The organism is Deinococcus hopiensis KR-140 (assembly GCF_900176165.1).
Classification (GTDB): domain Bacteria; phylum Deinococcota; class Deinococci; order Deinococcales; family Deinococcaceae; genus Deinococcus; species Deinococcus hopiensis.
In genome coordinates, this window is sequence record NZ_FWWU01000001.1 from 31,453 (window position 1) to 52,549 (window position 21,097).

Sequence of the window (21,097 nt, forward strand, 5' to 3'; positions counted from 1 at the left end):
CTAGGGCGGTCCAGGAGGTAGGTGTAAAAGAGGTTTCCCGGATACGCGATGTTGATTACGCGCGGATCGTCGTGTCGGTCAGGCGAAGTGGTCGCGTTGTCCTGGGGCAGCACAATCTTGACGTTGCCTCACGCGTGATGACACTCTCAATGGACAACAGCCGCCTTTCATTGTTTCTCTGCAGTGATGCGCTTCGCTCTCACCTTGGCCAGCTGAGCTTTCACAGGCCTGTGATCGGTTTTCTATTGTTTCTCCTGAGGGTTTGATCAGCCCACACCACCGATTGAGTGGTCGTGCTGGGCGCGCGGGCGACGGTGGTGGCAAGCTTGAGGGCCGCCATGCTGGAGCTCTTCAAAAAGTCCTCCGGTATGCCTTCGCTGAGGCTCTGTTCAGGGCGCATTGACAGAATCTGTTAGTTAAACTTTTTTAACTAACCCGAGGGTAAGGGGCAGGCTCGTCAAAAGTCAAGAGTGATCTAGGGCGGAAAAAGCGGCTTTGATGGGGGGTAGGCGTCTGAAAGTCAGGAAATTTGTGGGCGACAGCGGCTGCTCTGCTGTATTTGGTTAAATCATTTAACTTTCTGTTGGAAAATTCACAGCCATGACCGCAGTGGATGAGGGAAAATGCGTCGTACACACTGGACGCCTATGACTGGTAAGGGACTTTGGCTGCCGTCCCTCGACGGTTTTCGCCCTCCTACCCGACAAGACTTTGCCGAGTGCGCGAATTTCCAGGTACAGCAGGACAAGAATTTTAAAAAGGCCACCGGAGTACAACCACTTTTCCGTCGACACGAGAGGATAGGCCCATGACCTTACCGCCCCTTCACTACCGCGCTGGAGACCAGGGCTTTCTCAAGCAGCTCAATCGGTCGGCTGTCCTGGATATGGTGCGCCGGGAACCTGGCATTTCCAGAGCAGATCTGGCGCTCAGGACGCAGCTAACCAAAGCCTCCGTTGGCATGATGGTGCAGGAGCTGCTGGAACAGGGTTGGCTGACTGAAGGGGGGTGGCAGCAGGGAAACGTCGGGCGTCCCGGGCGCGCTTTGCATCTCAATGAGGATCAGCACGTTTTGCTGGGCGCGGAAGTTGGGGTAGAAGGCCTCCGGGTTGTCGGCTGCACCCTGACTGGCCAAATCCTTGCCCACCTCGACGTCGTGGTCCCATCGACCAATCCCGAAGCTACCGCACAGTCTCTTGCGGGCCTTATCCGGGAATTGCTGGGTCAGCCCGAGCTCGCCGGCCGTGAAATCCTGGGGCTGGGTGTGGCAGTTCCAGGACCAGTCTCGTTGCACGCGCCTACCCTCCTGTTCGCTCCGAACCTCGGTTGGCGAGACGTTTCCTTTCTGGCCCTTCTCAAGCCTTTTCTGCCCGATCTGGGCGGCTTTTGGCTGTTAGAGAACGAAGCGAAAGCAGCCGCCTTTGGGGAGGTCTACTTTTCCGAACAGGAGGAGCCGGAACTGCTCGCTTATATCAGTTTGGGGACGGGGATCGGCAGCGGCCTGATGCTGGGGACTCCCGTTCCCCACCTGTTGCGGGGCGCTCAAGGCCTGGCCGGTGAGATCGGGCACTCCGTACTGCAGGTGTCTGGGCTGTACTGCCACTGCGGAAACCGCGGGTGTGCCGAAACGCTGGTCAGCGGTTGGTCGATTCGCGCCGCCTTGGGCCTTCCCTCCGGCCTTCTTCTGGAAGACGCTCTCGCGTCGCGCATGCAGGACGTGGATGTGCAGGTCACCCTTCAACGTGCAGGTGAAGCACTGGGAATGCTCCTCACGAATCTGCACCATACGTTCAACCCCAGCGATATCGTGATCGGAGGTGCCCTGACCCGGCTGGGCGACGCCCTTCTGCACCCCGCGCTGACCTTCTTTGAAAAGCATCAGCGCCACCTGTATGCATCGGCGTCTCCCGTTCGTCTGCACGTCCGTACGGACAGCACCTATATTTCTGCACGCGGAGCAGCGGCGCAGATTCTCGCCAAAGTCCTTCACTAAGGCGATGAAGCTGTGAATGGATTGGGAGGGGGTGAGGCTACTGGCGGTGAGGTTGGGGCGGCCAGCGAGGTAGGTGGTGACAGTGAGGCCGACGCTCGCCGCGTGGGTGCGGGCGGCCTGACGGGCCAGAACGGCAATCACTGCCGCGTGCAGGAGGTACAACTGAACCAAGGCGTTCCCGTACCGCCGCTTCACCTCCATAAGCACGGTGCCAGAGGTGGCGTAGAAGATGCCGATCGCAACAAGCAGCGCATCCATGGACAGATTGACAACCCAGGCCTTGTAGTCAAGGAGCACCAGTGTCGAAATGAGGTAGCTCACCGGCGGCCAATGCGCTTGCATTCCACGCGAGAAGAACAGGCGGGACGTTCCCGTGACTGGACTGACCCCTTAGGACCGGACCACGAGGTCAAGCACTTCGTCCCCGTCAGCCCGTATGCTGACGGCACCGAAGGAGCCCGTATGCCCGGGCGCACCCACGGCCGTGAGTTCAAGCTGGAAATCGTGAATCAAATCAACGGAGGTCAAAAGACAACCGCCCAGCTCTGCCGAGAACACGCTCTCTCGCCCAGTCTGATCCACCGCTGGCGGAAGGAGGTCGAGGCGCGAGGAGAAGCAGCGTTCACCGACCAGGCCAAACCCGACCAATCGTTGGAACAACGCATCGCTGAGTTGGAACGGTTTTGCGGGCAGTTGTCGTTGGAGAACACGATCCTAAAAAAGTCGTTGTCGACATACCGCTCGAAAAACGGCACCAAATGATTGAGGATGCGCGGAACGCGCCCAAAAGAGGTGTCGGTGCGTCGTCTGTGTGAGCTGCACGGGGTCAATCGCTCGTGGTTCTACGAACAACAGGACCGGGAGGAGGTGGATGCCGATCAGGCGTTGTCCCAGGACATTGAAGCCGTCGTGGTGGAATTCAATGGGTACGGATATCGGCGTGTCACCCGCGAGTTGGCCCGACGAGGCCGTCCGGTGAACCACAAGCGCGTGTTGAGAGTCATGCGGGAACGCCGGTTGCTCTGCCGCCCCAAGAGACGCTACCGGGCGACAACGAATTCGAATCACAACGAGAAACGCTTCCCAAATCTGCTGCGCGAAGTTGTCCCAATGCGGCCAGATCAGGTCTGGCAGGCCGATCTCACCTATGTGCGAGTCCGGCACGGCTTTGTGTACCTGGCCTGCGTGCTGGACGGTTTTACCCGTGAGGTGGTCGACTGGTCCATGTCAAAGTTCCTGGACGTGGATTTGCCGTTGGCAGGGCAGGGCAACGCGCTCGCGGCGCGTTGCCCTGCCCCTGGTCTGCTGCACCACTGATGACCAGGGCGTGCAATACGCGAGCCGGGTGTACGTGGACCGCTTGCGGTCCGCAGGAATCACGCCAAGCATGTCCAGGAAGGGCAATCCCTATGACAACGCCAAAATGGAGAGTTTCTACAAGACCCTGAAGACCGAGGAGGTCGATCTGCAAGAGTACGTCGATCTGGACGACCCTCGACGACACATCGAGTTCTTTATTGCGGACCTGTACAACCGCCACCGACTGCACTCCAGCCTGGGATACGTTCCACCTGCCGAGTTCGCCAACCGCTCCACTGCCATCCTGATGTGGCTTGCCCTGCGGTCCGCTCCATTGGGTTCACTCCAAGGAGAGCAGGATGTTCACCAGTCCGCGACGGCTTTCTTTGCCCTGTTCACCCCCACTCGAACGTATCCTCGCGTGGTGTCGACGCTGGCATGTCCCAACACCTCCGCGACAGCCGTGAAGTCGCCGAGGGTGTCATACAGACGTGAACCCATGAACTTGCGTATGGCGTGGAAGCCCCGAAAGTCGTTGCTGCCGTCCTCACGCTGGAATAAGGGCTTGACATGGTAGGCCGCCCCTCGCCAGGTCCGGTATGGGAAGAGCTGGTCACCCACGTGCCGCTTTGATCTCGGCAAGGCCTGGAAGCGGATGAGGGCTGCAGCGAGACGCGGTGAAACCGGTACTTCGCGCGATTTGCGCCCCTTGCCGGACCGGACCACCAGCCTGGCATCATCCTCGTCCAGGTGTACGTCACGCCATCCGAGGGACAACGCCTCATCGATCCGCAACCCCGTGTGGGCCAGGAGGAGCAGCAGCGCCCACACTTCCAGGTGGCGCGCCGCACGTTTCGGATCACGGCCCACCTGGTCGCGCGCTTTCTCCAGGACGTCCTCCATCCGTCGCCTCGGGTACGGTGCATTCTTCTCCAGCGGGTGCCGGCGGTCTTTGGGCACGCGAAGTCCTTCGAAGGGAACGGCCTTTGTCGCGTCGACCTCGCGCAGGGCGGCGTAGAGGGTGCGCCCGGCAGCGGCGCGGGCCTGGACGGTGGCGATGCTTTTGCCAGAAGCGAGCAGGCTGTTGACATACCCCTGCACGTCCTCGCGTTCCGGGGACAGGACATTCCAGGCGTGCTCAGCCATGAAGGCAACCAGCTGCCTGGTGCCTGTGCGGTAACTCAGCTGGGTATGTGGACTGACGAGCAGCCCAGCTTGAGCGTGCTGGGTGAGGTACCACTCGACGATCTCCCACAACACTTCTGCATCTTTTTCAGCGCAGGCCTTCACGGCCCGGCGTCGCCGCTCGTCACGGTGAAGGTTGGACCAGCTGCTGGTCCGGTGGTGGAGGTCTGCGTTATACTGCGCGAGCGTCATGGCCTGTCCTCCATCTTGCTGTGATTTTACCAATAAATGCTCTTATTGGTAAACCTCCCCAAGACTTGACCATCCCCCAGAAACTCGCCAGATCGTGACCTCTCCCGAGCTTGGCAGGAAGCGGGACACCTTTCCCGAACCTTCTTTTGTCCCAAAGCAGAAAGAGAACGGTCTTCTTTGCGATGGCCGAAAACAAGGTGGGCAAAACGCCGTCCCAGACGCGGCAAAAACCACTTGTCCACAGGAAGGCCAGGAAGGGGCCTCCAGCAGGTTCTGAGGGGTAAAGGAGGGGGACGTGGTGAAGCGGTCAATGGGAGGCATGCGACGTAATGGGTGCGGGGAATGGCACGCTTGCAGATGTGGAGTCAGGAGGCATGCTCAGGCTCCAAGACGCGCCCTATACTGACTGCACATGCCCTCCGCTGTTCTGCCTGCTCGCTCAGTCCCCAGCCCGTGGGTGCTGTCCGCGTTCTGGTTCGGCACAGCCTTTCACTGGCTCGTGCTGCTCTTAATCCTGATGCCCGCGAACGTGGTTCAGTTTGTGGGTGAAGCACAAAAGGGCACCTATCTGGGCGTACTGACCGCCATTGGAGCCGTGATGGCGCTCGTGCTCCCGCCCCTCATTGGCGCCCGCAGCGACCGCAGTGGGAAGCGATTGCCCTACATCCGCCTGGGACTGGGCGTGAACCTGGCAGGCCTCGTCGTGATGGCGTTGGCGGTCACCGCACTGAGCGGCATGACGGGATTCTGGATCTATGTGCTGGGCTTCCTGCTGGTACAGTTCGGCAACAATTACGCGACTGCGCCCTACGCCGCGCTGATTCCCCAGCTCGTTCTACCCGAGCAGCGGGGGCGCTATAGCGGAGTCATGGGAATGCTCCAAGCCGTGGGGCAACTACTGGGAGCCGTCTCGGCTTTTGCTGTCAGCACACTCCATCTGCCGCCCGTGGTGTCCTTCCTCCTGATCGGCATCGTTCTGGCCGTCCCCGCCCTGATTACAATTCGAGGTGTTCGAGAGGAGGCCCTCGACACACAAGAGAAGGCGGCCCGTACGTCCCCCTCCTGGCAACAATTGTTCGCTTATCAGCCCTTCTTGTGGGTCTTCGTGACCCGGGTGTTGTTCTCGTTGGGGCAATACTCCGTACAACCCTTTTTGCAGTTTTACAACAAGGACGTACTGGGACAGACGAATGCAGCGAACAGCACCTCCATCATGCTGCTCTGCATTATCGTGGGCGGCATTCTCTCGGTATGGGCTGGGGGACGGATCAGCGACCAGGTCGGCCGCAAGCCTGTGATTTACGTGGCCGGCACGGTGATGGCAGCGGCAGCGGTAATGTTGCTGATCGCGCCGAGTTATGCCGTGGCCCTGGCGCTTGCGGTCTTGTTCGGCCTGGGCTTCGGAGCCTTCTCATCGGTGGATTGGGCACTCGGAAGCGACGCCATGCCGAGTGCAGGCAGTTACGCCCGCGATATGGGCATCTGGCACGTCGCTTTCGTGGCGCCTCAACTGTCGAGCGCGCCACAGGGGGCCTTGCTCGATTGGGGCAACCAGCAAGGCCACAACTTCGGGTACACGCTCGTGTTCGGCATCGCGGCACTGTTTTTCCTGGCAGGCGTCGTGCTTGTGCGGAATGTGCCGGAGACCCGGCAGGTACGCGCGGCCTGACCCGCAGCAGCGCCGCCTGATTCCGACATGCCGACATTTCAGTCTCGTTTTGACACATGCCCTACGCCTGGATATTGGCCGCGGGTGACCGCGTGGCTCGTTCACCGTTCCTCTGCAATCGACGCCAGGTCATCTCGCCCAGCGCTTTAAAATCCACCAGCCCCGCCTCACTGTTCTCCACTGTCACCCGAACAGGTTTGGTCAGCACTGCAGAGCCGGACCATGTCGGGCAGGCTCACCCTGGTATGGTGGTCGGCCTGGAGGCCGTACAGGTACCCGGTGGCCTGCTGGAGGCTGCAGCCGAGTTCTTCAATGGCGAAAGCGGGACTGATGGGTCCATAAACGCGGTGCAGTTGACGAAGATGCTCCTCGCCCAACAGAGGGCAGGAAGGGCTGGGCATCAAGCTTTCATGGTAGCGGCTACAGGGGTGAAGTGCGGTGAGGTCGAAGAAAACGTCCTCGCCGTATTGCGTGTGCGCGTTTGTCCTAGATGTTGAGATCTGCGCTGGCCTGGAATGCTTGTACGGTAAGGTGACGGCACCTGTATGGAGGAGACGTCCGGCTTAGGGCGGTCCCGCACAGCATTGGAAGGTTCACAGCCCATTTCGCTTGCCTGAGGTGCATGAATGGTGAAGTTAGGGTCGGAGCGGTCAGAGGAAGCGACGGGAGACCCGTCTGGAATGGTACTGCGCCTGCTCGGTCGGCCACGGCTCCAGCTTGGGGAGAGCAAGATCGCGCTCGGTGGCGGGGCTCTGCGCGTCCTCGCCGTGCTGGCCCTGGACGGTCCACAGTCCCGCGCTCAACTCGCTGATACCCTCTGGGAAGGCACAACTACCCAGGTCCTTCAAAACCTCCGCGTCGCCCTCACGGACCTGAGGCGTTGCCTCACCGTTCAGCCGAACCTCGTGCAGGAAGTTGATGCCTCCCTCACCCTGGACCTTTCCCAGATCCACGTGGACGTGCTCTGTCCTCCCCGAGATCTGGACGCCCTTCTCCCCTTCTGGGCAGAATTCATGGTCGGCTTCCGTCATAAAGGGTGCGAGGCATGGCTGGAATGGGCGGAGCAGACCGAAATGCGTCTCCTCGAAGCGCACGTCCAAGATCTGCTGCGGAGTGCCGCGGAGCACCCCTCCAAAGCGCATACGCTGCTCGAGCGCGCCCTGCAGCTTGCTCCGGATCACCCGGAGGTCCAGTCCCGTTGGGCGGAGCACGTGCGTGCGCCCGCAGCGCCTTCAGAGGAGGAACTACTGCGCACGCTGGAACAGGTCACATTGCGCCTCTGGGTGACCGCTCAGGCCGCAGAGGTCTCCCCCGATCCCGACGCCCGACACCACCGGCAAGTGTTGCTCGACGGTGTGTCGGCCAGGATCGATACGGCCTTTATTCCCCGGCTGTCCCGGGAGCTGGCCGGAGCGGAGGAAGCCTTGAGCACGTACCGCCTGCGTGATCAGGTAGGAGCAGAATGGGCGGCCCGGCAAGTGCTCGACCGACAGACCAAAGGCACCGCAGCCGCCCTCGCTCTGGACGTTCTTGCGAACTTGGCGATGGACCAGGGGCAATACCAGCGCGGCCGGAAGTACGCGGAGCAGGCCCTCACGCTCGTCACGGAACCCAGCAGCGAGATCGCGTTCACAGCGGCCTCCAGCAACGTCATCCTGGGCCATCAGGAACGTGCTGCGGAGATTGCACTCGGGGCCTTGAAAACACTAGATGCGAGGGACTCCCCAGCGATGTTGTATGGGATTCTGGCGCGATCGTACGACGCGCGGCAGCGGTACCGGGAAGCGCGGTACTGGCATGACCTGGCGCTCCAATCCGCGTATGACCAGGGCGATCCCCTGGTGTTGCCGCAAGTGATCTCGTTCATGCTGTGGCACTTGAACATCACTGGGGATCCGGTGAGGAGCGCCGCGCTGGCCCGGGAAGGCCTGTCGCATGGGAACTTCTCAGCGCACTTGATCAACTCGCTGGGGTTTTCCAATCTGATTCGGCGGGAGTATGGGGCGGTGCAGGAAGTGCTGGCGCCGCAGTTGCGGGTGAACAATATGGCCATGGCTTCCACCGCGCATGCAGCAACGGCGATGGCGCTGCACCAAATGGGTCAGTCACATGAGGCGGAACAGGTGTTACGAGAGGCACGGCCGCTGCTGGACCTGACGGAGAACGGGAGTGTGCGGTACGAGTGGGCTGCTGCGGCGCTGGTGGTGAATCCTGGGGAATGGGCGGAGGAAGCGGACCGCCTCACAAAGAGTGCCCAACCCAATGATCCGACCCTGCCGCAGTGGTATGCCCGTCTCCGGGCCACGAAAGTTCAGGACTGAAACAGGACAAGCGCTCGCCTGCCATTTGAATTCCTCCTGATTCGTCCCCAGCGCGTGATTCAGCGTACGCACCCTGGGAGTACGTCAGAGCCCTCCTCTCATGAACGGCCTGAGTGCTGGACATGGGAGGGCGTGTCAGACGCTGTTTCTCGTCACGAGTTGCCTGACTCAAAATTTAACGCTTTTTTAACGTCTCTTCATCTAACCTACATGTACAAAGCCGGCGGCCTCCTCCAGCAAGGATCAGGCCAGGGGTTCCTGTCGCCGCCGGAAAGCGAGGCGAACTACGTGGCAATAGCGAAGGACATCCTTGAGCACTCCACTCTCCACTCGAACACCCTCCTGACCATGGTCTCCCAAGACCTCGCTCTACGCTGGTCCGCGTCACCACTGGAACTCGCCGTACTTGGTGGATTCACACTCTGTTTTGGTGCGTTCACCTGGGCGATGCAGGGCGGACTCTTTGCAAAAACCAGCGACCGGAACATTGGTATCACCGTTACGCGCGTCCTCGGTCTCGTGGGTCTTGTGGCGCACGGCACTGCACTCATCATGCATATTGACGGTCAAGCAAGTTGGTCGGAAGGTGCAGCGCTTCTCCTCTACGGAGCCTCGCTCACCCTATTCACCTCAGCCATGCGTACCTTGCGTGCCCGCCAACTGACTCTGGCGTTCTCCACCGATACGCCCAACACGTTGATCGCTAACGGTCCCTACCGGGTGATCCGCCATCCGTTCTACACCTCTTACCTCATCGCTTGGACCGCTGGCTTCGTCGCAACCAGTCAGCCCTGGTTGCTCTTGACCGTCCTCGCAATGGGCACTCTATACGTATTCGCCGCCAGACAGGAAGAAGCCAAATTCCGGGACAGTCCGCTCGCTACGGCATACGAAGCGTATGCCTCAATGACCGGCATGTTCTTCCCAAAACTCAACCGCCTGTTTCCCGCCCTCCGAGGAGGCACAACATGAATGAACGCGCCCTGATGGATCTCGGCTACGATCCCAAAACTCTCACCAGTGAGCAAGTCATGGAGCGTCTCGACCAGCGTGTCCAGCAATTGGTGGAAGAAGTGCAGCGGGAAGAGTTCTTCCAAGCAGTGACCAACTCCAACATGCCCGTCGCTACCCTGCGGGAAGTGTTGAAAGAGATCTACCTCGAAATCTCCCACTATCAGGAGCACATCATCGAGGCATCCATCGCTCTGATCGGTCAAATGCCCCGCTCGCTCGAAGTGCGGCTGATAGAGGAACTGCTCCACCATCAGGCGGAAGAGTTCAACCATGGAGAAATGGCCGTGAGCGATTACGTGGGTCTTGGTGGAGACGAAGCGCAGGCGCGGAGCAAGCGGATGACCCCGAGTGCTTTTGGCATCGCTGCTTTAAGGCGTATGATGGTCCACCTGCGGGATTGGCCCGCCTGGCTTGGCAGCCTCTACGTGGTGGAAACCAGCACACCCATCCTCAGCGGCATGGTTAAAGACAGCTTTCGTGCCCGCGGGATCCCCGGAAAGGGATTGTGGTTTATCGACCACCATGCTACAGCGGACCTTGAACACGCTGACTTGCTCCGTGGCGTGTTGCAGGAAGTGTTAGATGCTGTGCCAACAGCCAAAGAAGGCATGCTGTACGGCCCCGAATATTACTTACAACTGTACCCAAAAGCTTCCTGGCAAGCCGCGTATAACCGTGCCATCCGTCGGGTGAACGCCTCCCTGGAGGTCAGCAGTGATAACTGAATTTCAACCCCTTCCCTTGCTGGGAGAAGGCACTTTGTGGGAAGACGGAGATACGACGGTCAATCTCGTACGGCCCGGCTCTGCTGCCTTCGACGAGATCGTCCGCATGCGAGGTTTGGTAGCGTGCGCACCGACCAGTGATCCTATTGATGATTACTCCACCCATTACGCGTTGTATGACAAGGGCAAGCTGATTGTATGGTTGAGGGCAACACGACGTATACATGGAGTATTGGATTGTGAAGCATACTACCCTGATGCTTTGATTGAAGAATTCAAACCCGTCCTAGTTGCAAGTGGACGATTGGGGCGTCATCCTGAGGAACAAGGACGTAGCTCCTTGGTGCAATTGGCTTTCCGCTGTGGCTGGGGCCATCAATTCATTCATGGCGCGCGGATTGACATCCTAAACTCCCGTCAAGCTCTCGACTCTTTCTATCAACGCATCGGCTACTACGCCTTGCCAGGCTGGTCCTTCGTTCATCCACGAACCGGCGTAATGCACGATCTCCGAGGATTTGTGCCTGCGCGCGATGTGGTTGGACCTTGGGAAGATCTCTTTGCATCGGTCTCTCCAGAAGCTGCCTTTCCTTTACGTCAACGACTTCTCTCGTACGCTCGGGAGCTTGTCCACCAAATGCAGTGACGCGAGCTTCCAATCTCCTGTTGCTCTACGCTAGTACGTCGGGCCGAACGCGCGTCCTTTTCAAGGATCTCGCTATCCACAGTGTGACGAGCATCAATACCCTACTGATCGAGTTGGGACCTGAACCACCTATTCTGCCAATCACACCCATCAAGGTAGCTGTTTTCGGTTCACCTACCTATGGACAAGGGGAGCTCCATTACCGCTGGCAGGAGCACCTGCCAGCGGTAATGGATGCACTAGCTGGCATTCAAACAGTAGGCGTCATTGGGATTGGAGACAGCCGTTATCACGCCCGTACATACTGTCGTTCCTTAGAAATTTTTAGTGAGGCGCTGGGAAGGGGTCCGATGTCCAAGGCAACGTGTCACTTGCTGAGTCTAGATGTTCGTATGTTTCGAACGTGGAAGCAGCAATCTTTGCCATGGATAGATAGGCTTCTCGCCGCCGCCCTCGAAGAAGACGGCTGAGTCACAACAGAAATCTAAAAGCATTCCTGAGGAATCTCGAAATGCACCAAACGGGGGTACATAAAGAACGTAACCTTATATTTACTCAGTATATCAAGCTCACTAGAGAACTAAGAGGACGATAGGAGCTTTCATGGTGTTTTTAATTAACGGATTCTAATTGTGCCTTTGCTGTTTGATGTGGACGGTATCCATTGGATTTGACATATTTCCATTCACGGTGCTGTTTGAAAAGAGAGATAATATGACTGACCGGCAGCTTACTTTAGAACTCGAGGAACACCGCCCCCCAGTCTCTCCACACCGCCTGAGCAGACAAGAACGAGAGCGGCTGATTCAGCGCTCCTTCCACAGCCTGTATCGGTGGTATACCTCTCGCTCACAGAGTACCCGGAACTGGAATCCCGATACCAGTTTCGACTGGTCGGCCTTCCATACGAACCACAGCCCGGAGGTTGTTCGCATCATTGAAGGGTTCTACGCCGTGGAGCAGTACGCACCAGATTACACGTACGAATTGATTCGCCTCGTACGTCGGGGATATGGGCGCTCGCATTTCACGCTTCGTTGGGGCTCTGAAGAGGAAAAGCACGCTGATCTGTGGCGAAATGCGCTGCTCTTCTCTCGTGCACGCTCACCCGAGTGGATCGAGGACTACACCGACGAGTTGCGCCGCTCTGCATGGACCACACCTTGGGAAGATCCCATCCGCACCCTCCTATACACAGTGCTGCAGGAGCGTGCTACACAGGTGAACTACTTGAATCTCGCTCGCATTGCTCGTGGAGAAGGTAAAGGAGCTTTGCGGCGTGACGTAAATCCCATTCTAGCTGAACTGTCTCACGTCATAGCTGTGGATGAAGCTGCCCATTTTAACTTCTTCCTAGAAGGGGCGCGACTGTATATGTATTACTTTCCAGAGGAGACACTTTCTGGGCTGAAAGACGTATTGCAGAGTTTTGTCATGCCAGCAGCTAATATTGTACCCAACTACGAGTCTTTTGTTCAGGTTCTGTATGACGCTGACGTCTTCGGTAAGCGCAAGTACGCGAGGGACGTCGTGAAATACGCTTTGGAACAATTGGGAGTCAAGAGCCTGAAGGCACTTGACGCGGGCGTACACCAGTCTCGTCAAGTGCCAGGTGAAGATGGAGCACTATTCGAGACACGTGTTCCGGACGCCTTAAATATGACGTTCGTCGAAGAATCTCTTGAACGACTGTTTGGACGTTTACAACAATTCGAGGCGAATACGTATCTTGATCGAGTGTCTCCTAGCACTTTTGTAAGAGTGGTGTGGTAATGGAGGATGTAACTGGGATGCAAAAGAAAGGTGATGTAAAAGGTGCCAATGCATTGAAGAGCAAAGAAAACCTTTTCGCTGTAGATACTACAGAATTCGCCGAGTCTAGTGCAATCACCGTGGAGCCTCAGCCCGATCACGGCATTATTGCTGTATCACATTTATTGAACAGTAGTTATGAAAAAATACTTGATGGAGCTTACAATCAAAGCGTAGATGATTTGGCGATGGGATTAAATATAATTAGATCTTCTTGCAGCGATAGTTTATGGAAGACTATCATCAAACCTCTGGCACTGGGACATCCGATAAAAGGCTTACTCCATCAGTGTCCATATACAATAAGGGCATTTGATAAGCCGCGCGGGTATGCTGGTGATGCCGTTATGTTGGATTTTATTTATGAAGGGGTACCACCGATTGATACGACGGAAATCGGACGACGTATTTTTTCGTGCACCACAAGGAATACAAATGGGCTCAGCGTAATTCATCGTCGCGAGCACTTGGCAAAAATCATAGATAAAGTCGCTGTAAATATAGATAGGCCGGATATTTTATCAATCTCGTGTGGCCATATGCGAGAGATCGAACTGTCTTCGGCCTACCAGAATGGAGAATTGGGATCTGTGACGGCTTTAGATAGCGATCCTCACAATCTCGCTATCATTAAATCGTTTCATGGACAAAAGATTGAAGTTGCGTCTAGATCAATTAGAGCCCTCTTGAATAATCAAGATTTAAAAACATATGATTTCATATACACAGCAGGTTTATATGATTATATTCCAACTTCACTAGCTAATAGATTGACTCGATCTCTGTTTAATATTCTTAAACCTGGGGGAAAATTACTATACGCCAACTTTACTCCTAATAATTTAGGCAGAGGGTACATGGAGACTTACATGGATTGGAAACTTATTCTACGTACGCAATCTGAAGCAGAGTTGCTCACTCGTGGAATAGCTGCCAGCGAATTTATCTCTAGGTCATATACAGATGCATACGGCAACATTGTTTATGTTGAGTTAGATAGAATTGTGCCAACCGAGATTCGTAACACGACCAAGAGGGCTCGTCGGTGATAATAGCGAACCCACTTTATTTAAGAGGAGCACAATATTATGAAAAGCGTGCTTTACTGCTCTCGCTTTGAAATCACATTCCCTGAAGAACGGCATTGTCAATTCTCGACGTGCATATAAGAACGTCAATAACATTCACCATAAATCCTTTCCTCTATAGGAGAAACTAATGACAACACTCATAGACGCCCCCCATACCCCAAGCTTTGACCTGAGGTCGCTGATCTTAGCGGCTGGCGAGACTTTTGTAGAACGCGCGTACGCTTTAGAAAAGGATGCCAAACGGACGGGGCAGGGTATTCCCAGCCTCGGAATGCGCGAGGCGGTCGCTGCCGCCTACTGGCAAATGATCAATGAAGTGGAGCGTCTCGTGGTCGGAGCAGCCGCAAATCAGCATCGCGAAGAGCAGCGGGCACTGCTGGCACTTACCGCCCCCGTTCTGCTGCGCTCGGAATACTTTGCACGCTCGTACCTCAAGCCTCAGGGGTACGCCGGGGATTACCGCATGATGGAGATGATGTACGACCTCGAGCATCAGCCTGGCGAGGACCCGTATAAAGCTCCACTCGTAAACGCGCTCGATTACACCTTCTCGACCATCCATAGTGTTCGGGCCGTGTGGGAGCGTCGGCGCTATCTCCGTGACCTGATTGTGCAGGAGGCGAAAGAGCGCACGACACCACTGCGTGTTCTGGATATCGCTTGCGGTGGAGCCCGGTATATCGGAGAAGCGTTCGCTGCCCTTCCGGAAGGCGTTTTGAGCGTCCACCTGATTGACCAGGATCCTTCTGCGTTGGCGTACGCCGAGGGGCGCAACCTCAACCACTGGCGGGAGCACGTCCGAACCCAGTGCCTGCCGATCAAAACACTGCTCACGGCCCCGCTCGCGGAGACGTACGACGTGGTGATCTCGTCCGGACTCTTCGACTACCTGGACCAGCCGACGGCGCGTCACCTGGTCCACACGATGGGCCGCAGCGTCAACCCCGGGGGGGTCTTGGCCATTACCAATTTTCATCCCGAAGACGCTTCTGCCTTCTGCAAGGACTGGCTCGCGGACTGGCCCCTCATTCTTCGAACAGAAGCCCAGGTCGCTGAACTCTTTGAAGGTCTCGCTCCTGTGATCCTCTCGCGTTCCACTGAACGCTCGTTGGTCTTCGCCCAATCTAGAATCAACGTCTAAAGCAAATACCGCTCCACTTTCTAGGGTTTTCGTATGAATGACCTCATGACCCACTCCTGCTGTACGACCATCACGTTTTAAGGAGTCACAGGTGACGGGGAGTAGGAGGGCCTTTCTGGCCGAAGCCGCGTGCTTTTATCTCTCCCAACCGCTGGCACGGCTTCTGATCTGGGGATGTACTCTGCTCTCTGCCCAGGCGATGTGATGCTTATTGCTAACTTTCTCCCTGAAATTCCTGAGATCGTCTACATGGAAGCGTGCATAGACTGATGACTGATTCACTGCAACGATAGTGAGGTCGTTGACGCTCGATGCTTGAAACAACATTCTTTACGGAATAGCCTATCACTAGCTATCACCAGCTTTCCTTCAAGAGTTTTAGAGGCCCATATGTTTGATCTGAGGTTCCAATGAGTAATGAGTATGGCCAAGCCCTTTCGGGTTCTGTTGCTGATTTTAGGAATGCAGAGGGAGTAGATCTATTGGATCGCTGGATGAGTCATTACGATTGGTGGGAGAGGCGCTCTGAATATGGTGTAGACCCCTACTCTAAATATACTTTAGGTCGGATTACGACGGTTACTCAAGCGCATAGTCGGAAGGGTAGAGTCATTGGGAGTGGTAGATCGATAAACTTTGCTTCTCAAGACTACTTAAGTCTTGCTGGTCATCCGGCAGTATGTGAAGCGGCAAAAAACGCTATTGATAATTATGGTGTTCATAGTGCTGGTTCTGCTGCTCTGATGGGTCAAACATTAATGACCGAAGTCCTAGAAAAAAGAATTGCCGAGAAGCTAAAGTTAAATGATTGCACCGTCTTTCCTACGGGGTGGGGTGCAGCCTATGGGACTATTCGAGCACTTGTTTCTCAGAAGGACCATGTTGTTATGGATATTATCTCCCACGCCTCTCTAATTGAAGGGGCTCGTGCGGCGACGAAAAATGTACACTTTTTTCCAAATAATAATACTGACCATTTGGAGCGTAAGCTCAAGCGAATCAGGAGTGATGATCCGAGTTGTGGAATTCTTGTAGTCACCGAAGGATTATTCAGCATGGATAGTACTACTCCTGATATTGAGAAATTTCAAGAGTTAGCCCATTTTTATGATGCCACCCTTTTCCTTGATGTAGCGCATGATTTTGGGAGTATGGGATCTTCTGGAGGAGGGTCTCTTGAAATTCAAGATATGTTGGGCAAGGTTGATATTGTTATGGGAAGTTTTTCAAAATCCTTTGCCTCTAACGGGGGATTTGTTGCCACAAATCATCCTTCTTTAAAACTTGCATTGAGATATAACTCAGGACCGTTAACATTTACCAATGCCTTGTCTCCTGTCCAAGCTGCGTGTGTTATTGCATCTCTAGATATTATTCAAAGTAGCGAGGGCGCTATCAGAAGAGAAAAACTTATGTCAAATTCAATATCCCTTCGTGATAGATTGTCATCCAGAGGATTCAAGGTGCTTGGCAAGCCGAGCGCCATTGTGCCGGTTGTGCTAGGACCAGTAGATGAGGCCCGTATTATCACTCGAGAAATTCTTAACTCGGGATTCTTGGTAAATCTGGTTGAATATCCGGCCGTATCCAGAAACTCCGCTCGTTGGCGACTGCAAGTTATGGCGGATCATGATTCCTCTCAGATCAATGATTTGGTTGATGCAACCTCTAAGATAAAAGACTCTATTTCTGTATTTAGTTCAGATACATTTTCGTTAGTCGATGTCACGTCATTAGGCCGATAGCTTTCAGGAGAAATATGACTTTGCAAAAAAGTGTACTTCATTTTTCACGCCTCGAAGGGACATCCCTTGAGGAGCGTCATCAGCCGTTCTCGACGTGGATTCAGGAGCGTCGAAACCTTCAGGTCTTTCCATTTGGGCGTTCTCTTCTGTCTCAAGTCGGCTCGTCTGTTCGTGTCGCCGGCGAGGACGGTCAGGAACTCGATCCTACTTTCATCAATTTTGCCTCCCAGGATTACCTGGGGCTTGCTCAGGACCCTCGTGTCGCCGAAGCAGCGCACGTGGCCATTGCGGGGTTCGGTGTTCACAGCGCTGGCTCTCCCGTGCTGCTGGGGCGGCATCAGGCTTACCGAGCGTTGGAGGCGCAACTCTGCTGTGTACTGAATAGGGAGCGCTGCATTCTCTACCCCACTGGCTGGGCGGCAGGCTTCGGTGTCGTGACAGGGCTCGTGCGACCAGGTGACACAGTCGTGATGGACGCCTACGCGCACAACTGTCTCCAAGTTGGCGCACGCTCAGCCACATCGAGCGTCTTGCTGTTCCCGCACAATGATATGCAGCGTCTCGAACAGACACTCGCAAATGCCCGTCGCAAGAACGCGAGAAATGGCCTGTTCATCGTGATCGAAAGCCTCTATTCAATGGATGCGGATGGGCCAGACCTCCAGCAGGTCCACCAGCTGGCGAAAGAGTACGGGGCCATCACCATCCTCGATATGGCACACGATTTTGGTGCCACGGGTGAGCGGGGCCTTGGGCTTCTTGAGACTGTCCCCGATGACCAGCGACCCGACGTCATCATGGGATCGTTCAGCAAGACGTTCGCTTCCAACGGAGGATTTGTTGCTGCGAGTGCCTCCGTTCACGATTACTTGATGTGCAACAGCCATCCGTATGTGTTCTCCAATGCCCTGTCGCCGATGCAGGCCTCGGTCGTCCTCCAGTGTATGGACATCGCTTTTAGTGGCGAGGGAAACCACCTGCGCCACCTTCTGATGAAGTGCATTCTGAACCTTCGGGTTGCGATGGAGTCGCGCGGGAACACTGTCCTTGGTGACGCTTCACCTATTGTCCCGGTGGAAATTGGCGATGAAGCAACCGCGCGTGTGACGGGTCGCCTCATGCAGGAACGAGGTGTCCTCGCGAATCTCGTCGAGTACCCCGCAGTTCCTTTTGGGAAGGCCCGCTTCCGCTTTCAAGTGATGCCCACCCATGCCCCGGAAGCCATTGAGCGCGCCGCGGACATCATGACGGCAGCACATGCGGAGGCGAAGGACTTGGTCAAAGAACTGCTTGGTCGTCCTCAGGACGAACAACAGGAACGGGTCGAGGCGGCTCTTGTCTAAACGACGACCACCACAGCAAGTCCTTGAAGTCCGTCGTGTCCTCCTTCAGGCAGCATCCGAACGGAACCCCATCATAATCGACGTTCGGACTGAGGACTTGGTCCACTTCACAGTCCTAGGAGAGCAGTGGGCGAAGTCCCCTCGTGCGGAGCCATTAATCGTGCGGTTGCAGCTGGACAATCATGGCATAGGACTAAGGAGCAGCAATTCTCATCATGCCCGCCTCCTCGACGTGGCCGAGCGTCAGCGATTCGGTCAGGCCCTCCTCAAGATCCTCCTTCAACTGCATGCTCAGGTTGACGAGGGCGACGTCCAACTCTTCGTTCACGGAACGGGACAACCCTACGCCACCATCAAAGGATCTCCTTATGGCGTTAGCCTCAGTCATTCGCGGGGAAGCTGGTACGCCGCCGCTCTCCCTGATGCCCAAGTCGGGATTGATGTGGAGCGTCGCTGGGGCTTTCCCGCGACGCTTCCAGTCGAGAGGTTTACGTTGAGCGACTGGGAACAATGCCAACGCCTCATGCTTGAAGAAGAACCCGCTCAAGCATTCTTGCGGCGTCGGTGGACTTTAAAAGAAGCGTATGCGAAAGCCACTGGGCAGGGCCTGCATTTTCCCTTTCCCTCTCTGTCTTTCCAGCACCAGGAACATCTCAACTCAGCCTATTTCACGCCCGTCAATCTCATGGGAACCGACGGTACATGGATGTACTGGAGTGCAGAAGATATCCAGGACTGCACGTTTGGCTTGTGTTGGAGGAACGCCGTATGAACCTGAATCACGAACCTGAAGTGCAGGCCTTCGCCCAGGAGTCGGCTGCGCCTTTCGAAACCTTAACGGCACGGCTAGATGCATATGCCTTGAGCCGTCCCAACCAGCTTGCCTTCGTGTTCCTAGATGAGCGAGGCGAGGAGATGGAACGCCTCACTTTTGCGCAATTGGCGGATCGGTCGTCGCGCATTGCCCGCGGACTTGAGCCCTGGCGGGGACAGCAGGCTCTGATGCTGTATTCCCCAGGTTCAACCTTCATCTGCGCCCTACTTGCTTGTTTCCGAGTAGGTGTCATTGCTGCGCCGATGCCCCTTCCTGGACGACAGAAGGGTGGGATGGCGCGGGTGGCGCAGGTGGCCAGGAATGCGAGAGCCGCCCTCGTGTTAACGGACGACAGCGCTTTGGAAGTCTTGCGAACCGGCCTCGCTTCAACGGTCATTCATGATCTGCCCTGCTTTTCGACAGAGACCATGACCGACAACCCGCCCATCCAGCAGGTACAGGCCTTTGAAGCTGAGGATGTAGCCTATCTGCAGTATACGTCGGGGTCAACGGGGGAACCCAAGGGCGTGATGATCACCCACAGGGCCCTGATGCACAACGTCGAGGAGATTCGGCTGCTCTTCGGTCACTCGGACAGTACGGTCATGGGGAACTGGGCCCCTACCTTTCACGACATGGGACTGGTCGGAACCACGCTTCACCCCATTTATATGGGCATTCCAAGCGTGCAGATGACCCCCGCCACCTTTATTAAAAGGCCAGCCCTCTGGCTCCGCGCCATCAGCAAATATAGGGTGACCACGAGTGGAGGACCCAACTTCGCCTTCGATCTGTGTACGCAGCGTATTTCACCAAATGACCTGGAGGGAATTGATCTCTCCAGTTGGACGAGAGCGTTCAATGGGGCTGAACCTGTACGGCCAGCGACCCTCAAAGCTTTTGCACAGAGATTCGGCCCATATGGTTTCGATGTTCGTGATTTCTGCATCTGTTACGGGCTTGCCGAATCTACGCTGCTTGTCACGGCATACACATCTGAACAGGGCCCCAACGTACTGGCGGTCGATCCCGTCATGCTCGAAAGTGGAGTCGCACAACCTGTTAGAGAAGGCGAAGGCGGCCGTGAACTCGTAGGGTGTGGAGCCCCTGTGAACTTGGACGTGCATATTGTCGATGTAGAAACGTCCAGAACCCTGCCTCCAAACTCTGTCGGTGAAATCTGGGTCAGAGGAGGCAGTGTGGGTGCCGGTTACTGGGAGCGTCCCGATCTGACCGTCACAACCTTCCAGGCTCATACCTCCACTGGCGAGGGTCCATTTCTGCGAACGGGTGACCTCGGCTTCTTGTATGAAGGGGAGCTGTTTATGACGGGCCGCATCAAGGATCTGATGATCATCGGCGGGCGCAACATCTATCCGCAGGATGTCGAGGTGACTGCTCTGCAAGTGCAGCCAGCTTTGCGCGCTGCTGCCGCTTTCACCGTAGACACGGGTGTGCGCGAGGAGGTGGTCGTGGTTCTTGAAGTGGGCCGCACGGATGAAGCACTTCCGACTGGTTTGACGGAGGCAATCCGACAGGCGATCAGCAGGGAGTTTGGAGTCAGCGTCGCGGGTCTTGTCTTCGTGACTACAGCAAACTTTGCCAGGACGACCAGCGGCAAGGTGATGCGTAGCGAGATGCGCCGTTTGTTCCTGGGACGCAAGCTCGAAGCCCTACATGAGGACGTCTACGACGATTTGGATCAGGTCCGCTTGGCGCGCACCGACCAACCGTCACCGGTCTGAGCCCCATTCTTCTGAAAGGTTGAAAAACTCAATGACGCAACTCCTCCCTACAAAACAGCAGGAACTGTCCACCTGGCTCACTGAGAAGGTGGCTGAATATGTTCAGCGTGAACCGGGCGAAATAGATGCCTCCACGCCTCTTTCCAATTATGGGCTCGATTCCGTATATAGCGTGAATCTCTGCGGTGAATTGGAAGACAAGCTGGGTGTGTACGTCGACCCCCTCTTGCTATTCGATTATCCAACTATTCTTGGTATCGTAGCTCATTTCTATCCTGAAATCTAAAATCGTAGAACGGGAGCATTGATCTGATTGATTGAATACAGTGACTACTTCTAGGCTGATCGATATAGAAATACTT

Annotated in this window: 18 protein-coding genes and 1 pseudogene; 17 read left to right on the forward strand and 2 right to left on the reverse strand. The window is 56.0% G+C overall.

The window, feature by feature from the left end; all coding sequences use genetic code 11:
- The first annotated feature begins 808 nt into the window (after positions 1-808).
- The 4 genes and pseudogenes from B9A95_RS00140 to B9A95_RS36640 all read left to right on the forward strand — a co-directional run.
- Positions 809-1,993 (forward strand): ROK family transcriptional regulator, encoded by a 1,185-nt coding sequence (locus B9A95_RS00140; RefSeq protein ID WP_084044952.1) that lies wholly within the window; start codon positions 809-811, stop codon positions 1,991-1,993.
- Positions 1,994-2,455: 462 nt separating this feature from the next.
- A complete protein-coding gene (locus B9A95_RS33040) occupies positions 2,456-2,755 on the forward strand; it encodes a transposase (RefSeq protein ID WP_084044953.1) in 300 nt (99 codons plus the stop codon).
- A gap of 6 nt (positions 2,756-2,761) precedes the next feature.
- Complete coding sequence (locus B9A95_RS00150) at positions 2,762-3,310, forward strand: IS3 family transposase (RefSeq protein ID WP_084044954.1); 549 nt, start codon at positions 2,762-2,764, stop codon at positions 3,308-3,310.
- Between the two features lie 34 nt (positions 3,311-3,344).
- A pseudogene (locus B9A95_RS36640) lies at positions 3,345-3,575 on the forward strand (transposase); the annotation flags it as partial.
- An 80-nt stretch (positions 3,576-3,655) separates the two neighbouring features.
- Here B9A95_RS36640 and B9A95_RS00160 read toward each other — a convergent pair.
- The gene (locus tag B9A95_RS00160; protein ID WP_084044956.1) at positions 3,656-4,669 is read right to left on the reverse strand and encodes a tyrosine-type recombinase/integrase; all 1,014 of its coding nucleotides are present in this window, start codon (positions 4,667-4,669) and stop codon (positions 3,656-3,658) included.
- A 412-nt stretch (positions 4,670-5,081) separates the two neighbouring features.
- Here B9A95_RS00160 and B9A95_RS00165 point away from each other — a divergent pair, with 412 nt between their 5' ends.
- The gene (locus B9A95_RS00165; protein ID WP_084044957.1) at positions 5,082-6,338 is read left to right on the forward strand and encodes an MFS transporter; all 1,257 of its coding nucleotides are present in this window, start codon (positions 5,082-5,084) and stop codon (positions 6,336-6,338) included.
- Between the two features lie 167 nt (positions 6,339-6,505).
- Here the strand turns inward: B9A95_RS00165 and B9A95_RS00170 are convergent, their stop codons facing one another.
- The gene (locus tag B9A95_RS00170) at positions 6,506-6,739 is read right to left on the reverse strand and encodes a hypothetical protein (protein WP_084044958.1); all 234 of its coding nucleotides are present in this window, start codon (positions 6,737-6,739) and stop codon (positions 6,506-6,508) included.
- Positions 6,740-6,964: 225 nt separating this feature from the next.
- Between B9A95_RS00170 and B9A95_RS00180 the strand changes: the two genes are divergently transcribed.
- The 12 genes from B9A95_RS00180 to B9A95_RS00225 all read left to right on the forward strand — a co-directional run bounded on the left by B9A95_RS00180 (position 6,965) and on the right by B9A95_RS00225 (position 21,021).
- A complete protein-coding gene (locus B9A95_RS00180) occupies positions 6,965-8,659 on the forward strand; it encodes an AfsR/SARP family transcriptional regulator (protein WP_139806302.1) in 1,695 nt (564 codons plus the stop codon).
- A 132-nt stretch (positions 8,660-8,791) separates the two neighbouring features.
- Positions 8,792-9,631, forward strand: a complete 840-nt coding sequence (locus B9A95_RS00185; RefSeq protein WP_139806303.1) for a methyltransferase family protein — start codon at positions 8,792-8,794, stop codon at positions 9,629-9,631.
- Positions 9,628-10,398 (forward strand): iron-containing redox enzyme family protein, encoded by a 771-nt coding sequence (locus B9A95_RS00190; RefSeq protein ID WP_084044962.1) that lies wholly within the window; start codon positions 9,628-9,630, stop codon positions 10,396-10,398. Before B9A95_RS00185 ends, B9A95_RS00190 begins: the two co-directional genes overlap by 4 nt.
- Complete coding sequence (locus B9A95_RS31220) at positions 10,388-11,044, forward strand: hypothetical protein (RefSeq protein WP_139806304.1); 657 nt, start codon at positions 10,388-10,390, stop codon at positions 11,042-11,044. Before B9A95_RS00190 ends, B9A95_RS31220 begins: the two co-directional genes overlap by 11 nt.
- A gap of 714 nt (positions 11,045-11,758) precedes the next feature.
- Complete coding sequence (locus B9A95_RS00195) at positions 11,759-12,817, forward strand: acyl-ACP desaturase (protein WP_084044963.1); 1,059 nt, start codon at positions 11,759-11,761, stop codon at positions 12,815-12,817.
- Positions 12,818-12,834: 17 nt separating this feature from the next.
- Entirely contained in the window at positions 12,835-13,905 is a 1,071-nt protein-coding gene (locus B9A95_RS31225) for a class I SAM-dependent methyltransferase (protein WP_139806305.1), read from the forward strand.
- A 169-nt stretch (positions 13,906-14,074) separates the two neighbouring features.
- Positions 14,075-15,088, forward strand: a complete 1,014-nt coding sequence (locus B9A95_RS00200; RefSeq protein ID WP_084044964.1) for a class I SAM-dependent methyltransferase — start codon at positions 14,075-14,077, stop codon at positions 15,086-15,088.
- 410 nt (positions 15,089-15,498) lie between these two features.
- Positions 15,499-16,833, forward strand: a complete 1,335-nt coding sequence (locus B9A95_RS00205; protein WP_084044965.1) for an aminotransferase class I/II-fold pyridoxal phosphate-dependent enzyme — start codon at positions 15,499-15,501, stop codon at positions 16,831-16,833.
- Between the two features lie 14 nt (positions 16,834-16,847).
- A complete protein-coding gene (locus B9A95_RS00210; RefSeq protein WP_084044966.1) occupies positions 16,848-18,176 on the forward strand; it encodes an aminotransferase class I/II-fold pyridoxal phosphate-dependent enzyme in 1,329 nt (442 codons plus the stop codon).
- Positions 18,177-18,336: 160 nt separating this feature from the next.
- Entirely contained in the window at positions 18,337-18,948 is a 612-nt protein-coding gene (locus tag B9A95_RS00215; RefSeq protein ID WP_170928337.1) for a 4'-phosphopantetheinyl transferase family protein, read from the forward strand.
- The gene (locus tag B9A95_RS00220) at positions 18,945-20,735 is read left to right on the forward strand and encodes an AMP-binding protein (protein WP_170928338.1); all 1,791 of its coding nucleotides are present in this window, start codon (positions 18,945-18,947) and stop codon (positions 20,733-20,735) included. The genes B9A95_RS00215 and B9A95_RS00220 overlap by 4 nt, the downstream gene beginning before the upstream one ends.
- Positions 20,736-20,766: 31 nt before the next feature.
- Entirely contained in the window at positions 20,767-21,021 is a 255-nt protein-coding gene (locus tag B9A95_RS00225; protein ID WP_084044969.1) for an acyl carrier protein, read from the forward strand.
- The last annotated feature ends 76 nt before the right edge of the window (positions 21,022-21,097 follow it).

Coding starts and splice junctions, on each gene's coding strand:
- B9A95_RS00140 (WP_084044952.1), top strand. CDS start 809: ATGACCTTACCGCCCCTTCACTACCGCGCTGGAGACCAGGGCTTTCTC.
- B9A95_RS33040 (WP_084044953.1), top strand. CDS start 2,456: ATGCCCGGGCGCACCCACGGCCGTGAGTTCAAGCTGGAAATCGTGAAT.
- B9A95_RS00150 (WP_084044954.1), top strand. CDS start 2,762: ATGCGCGGAACGCGCCCAAAAGAGGTGTCGGTGCGTCGTCTGTGTGAG.
- B9A95_RS00160 (WP_084044956.1), bottom strand. CDS start 4,669: ATGACGCTCGCGCAGTATAACGCAGACCTCCACCACCGGACCAGCAGC.
- B9A95_RS00165 (WP_084044957.1), top strand. CDS start 5,082: ATGCCCTCCGCTGTTCTGCCTGCTCGCTCAGTCCCCAGCCCGTGGGTG.
- B9A95_RS00170 (WP_084044958.1), bottom strand. CDS start 6,739: ATGCCCAGCCCTTCCTGCCCTCTGTTGGGCGAGGAGCATCTTCGTCAA.
- B9A95_RS00180 (WP_139806302.1), top strand. CDS start 6,965: ATGGTGAAGTTAGGGTCGGAGCGGTCAGAGGAAGCGACGGGAGACCCG.
- B9A95_RS00190 (WP_084044962.1), top strand. CDS start 9,628: ATGAATGAACGCGCCCTGATGGATCTCGGCTACGATCCCAAAACTCTC.
- B9A95_RS00195 (WP_084044963.1), top strand. CDS start 11,759: ATGACTGACCGGCAGCTTACTTTAGAACTCGAGGAACACCGCCCCCCA.
- B9A95_RS31225 (WP_139806305.1), top strand. CDS start 12,835: ATGCAAAAGAAAGGTGATGTAAAAGGTGCCAATGCATTGAAGAGCAAA.
- B9A95_RS00200 (WP_084044964.1), top strand. CDS start 14,075: ATGACAACACTCATAGACGCCCCCCATACCCCAAGCTTTGACCTGAGG.
- B9A95_RS00205 (WP_084044965.1), top strand. CDS start 15,499: ATGAGTAATGAGTATGGCCAAGCCCTTTCGGGTTCTGTTGCTGATTTT.
- B9A95_RS00210 (WP_084044966.1), top strand. CDS start 16,848: ATGACTTTGCAAAAAAGTGTACTTCATTTTTCACGCCTCGAAGGGACA.
- B9A95_RS00220 (WP_170928338.1), top strand. CDS start 18,945: ATGAACCTGAATCACGAACCTGAAGTGCAGGCCTTCGCCCAGGAGTCG.
- B9A95_RS00225 (WP_084044969.1), top strand. CDS start 20,767: ATGACGCAACTCCTCCCTACAAAACAGCAGGAACTGTCCACCTGGCTC.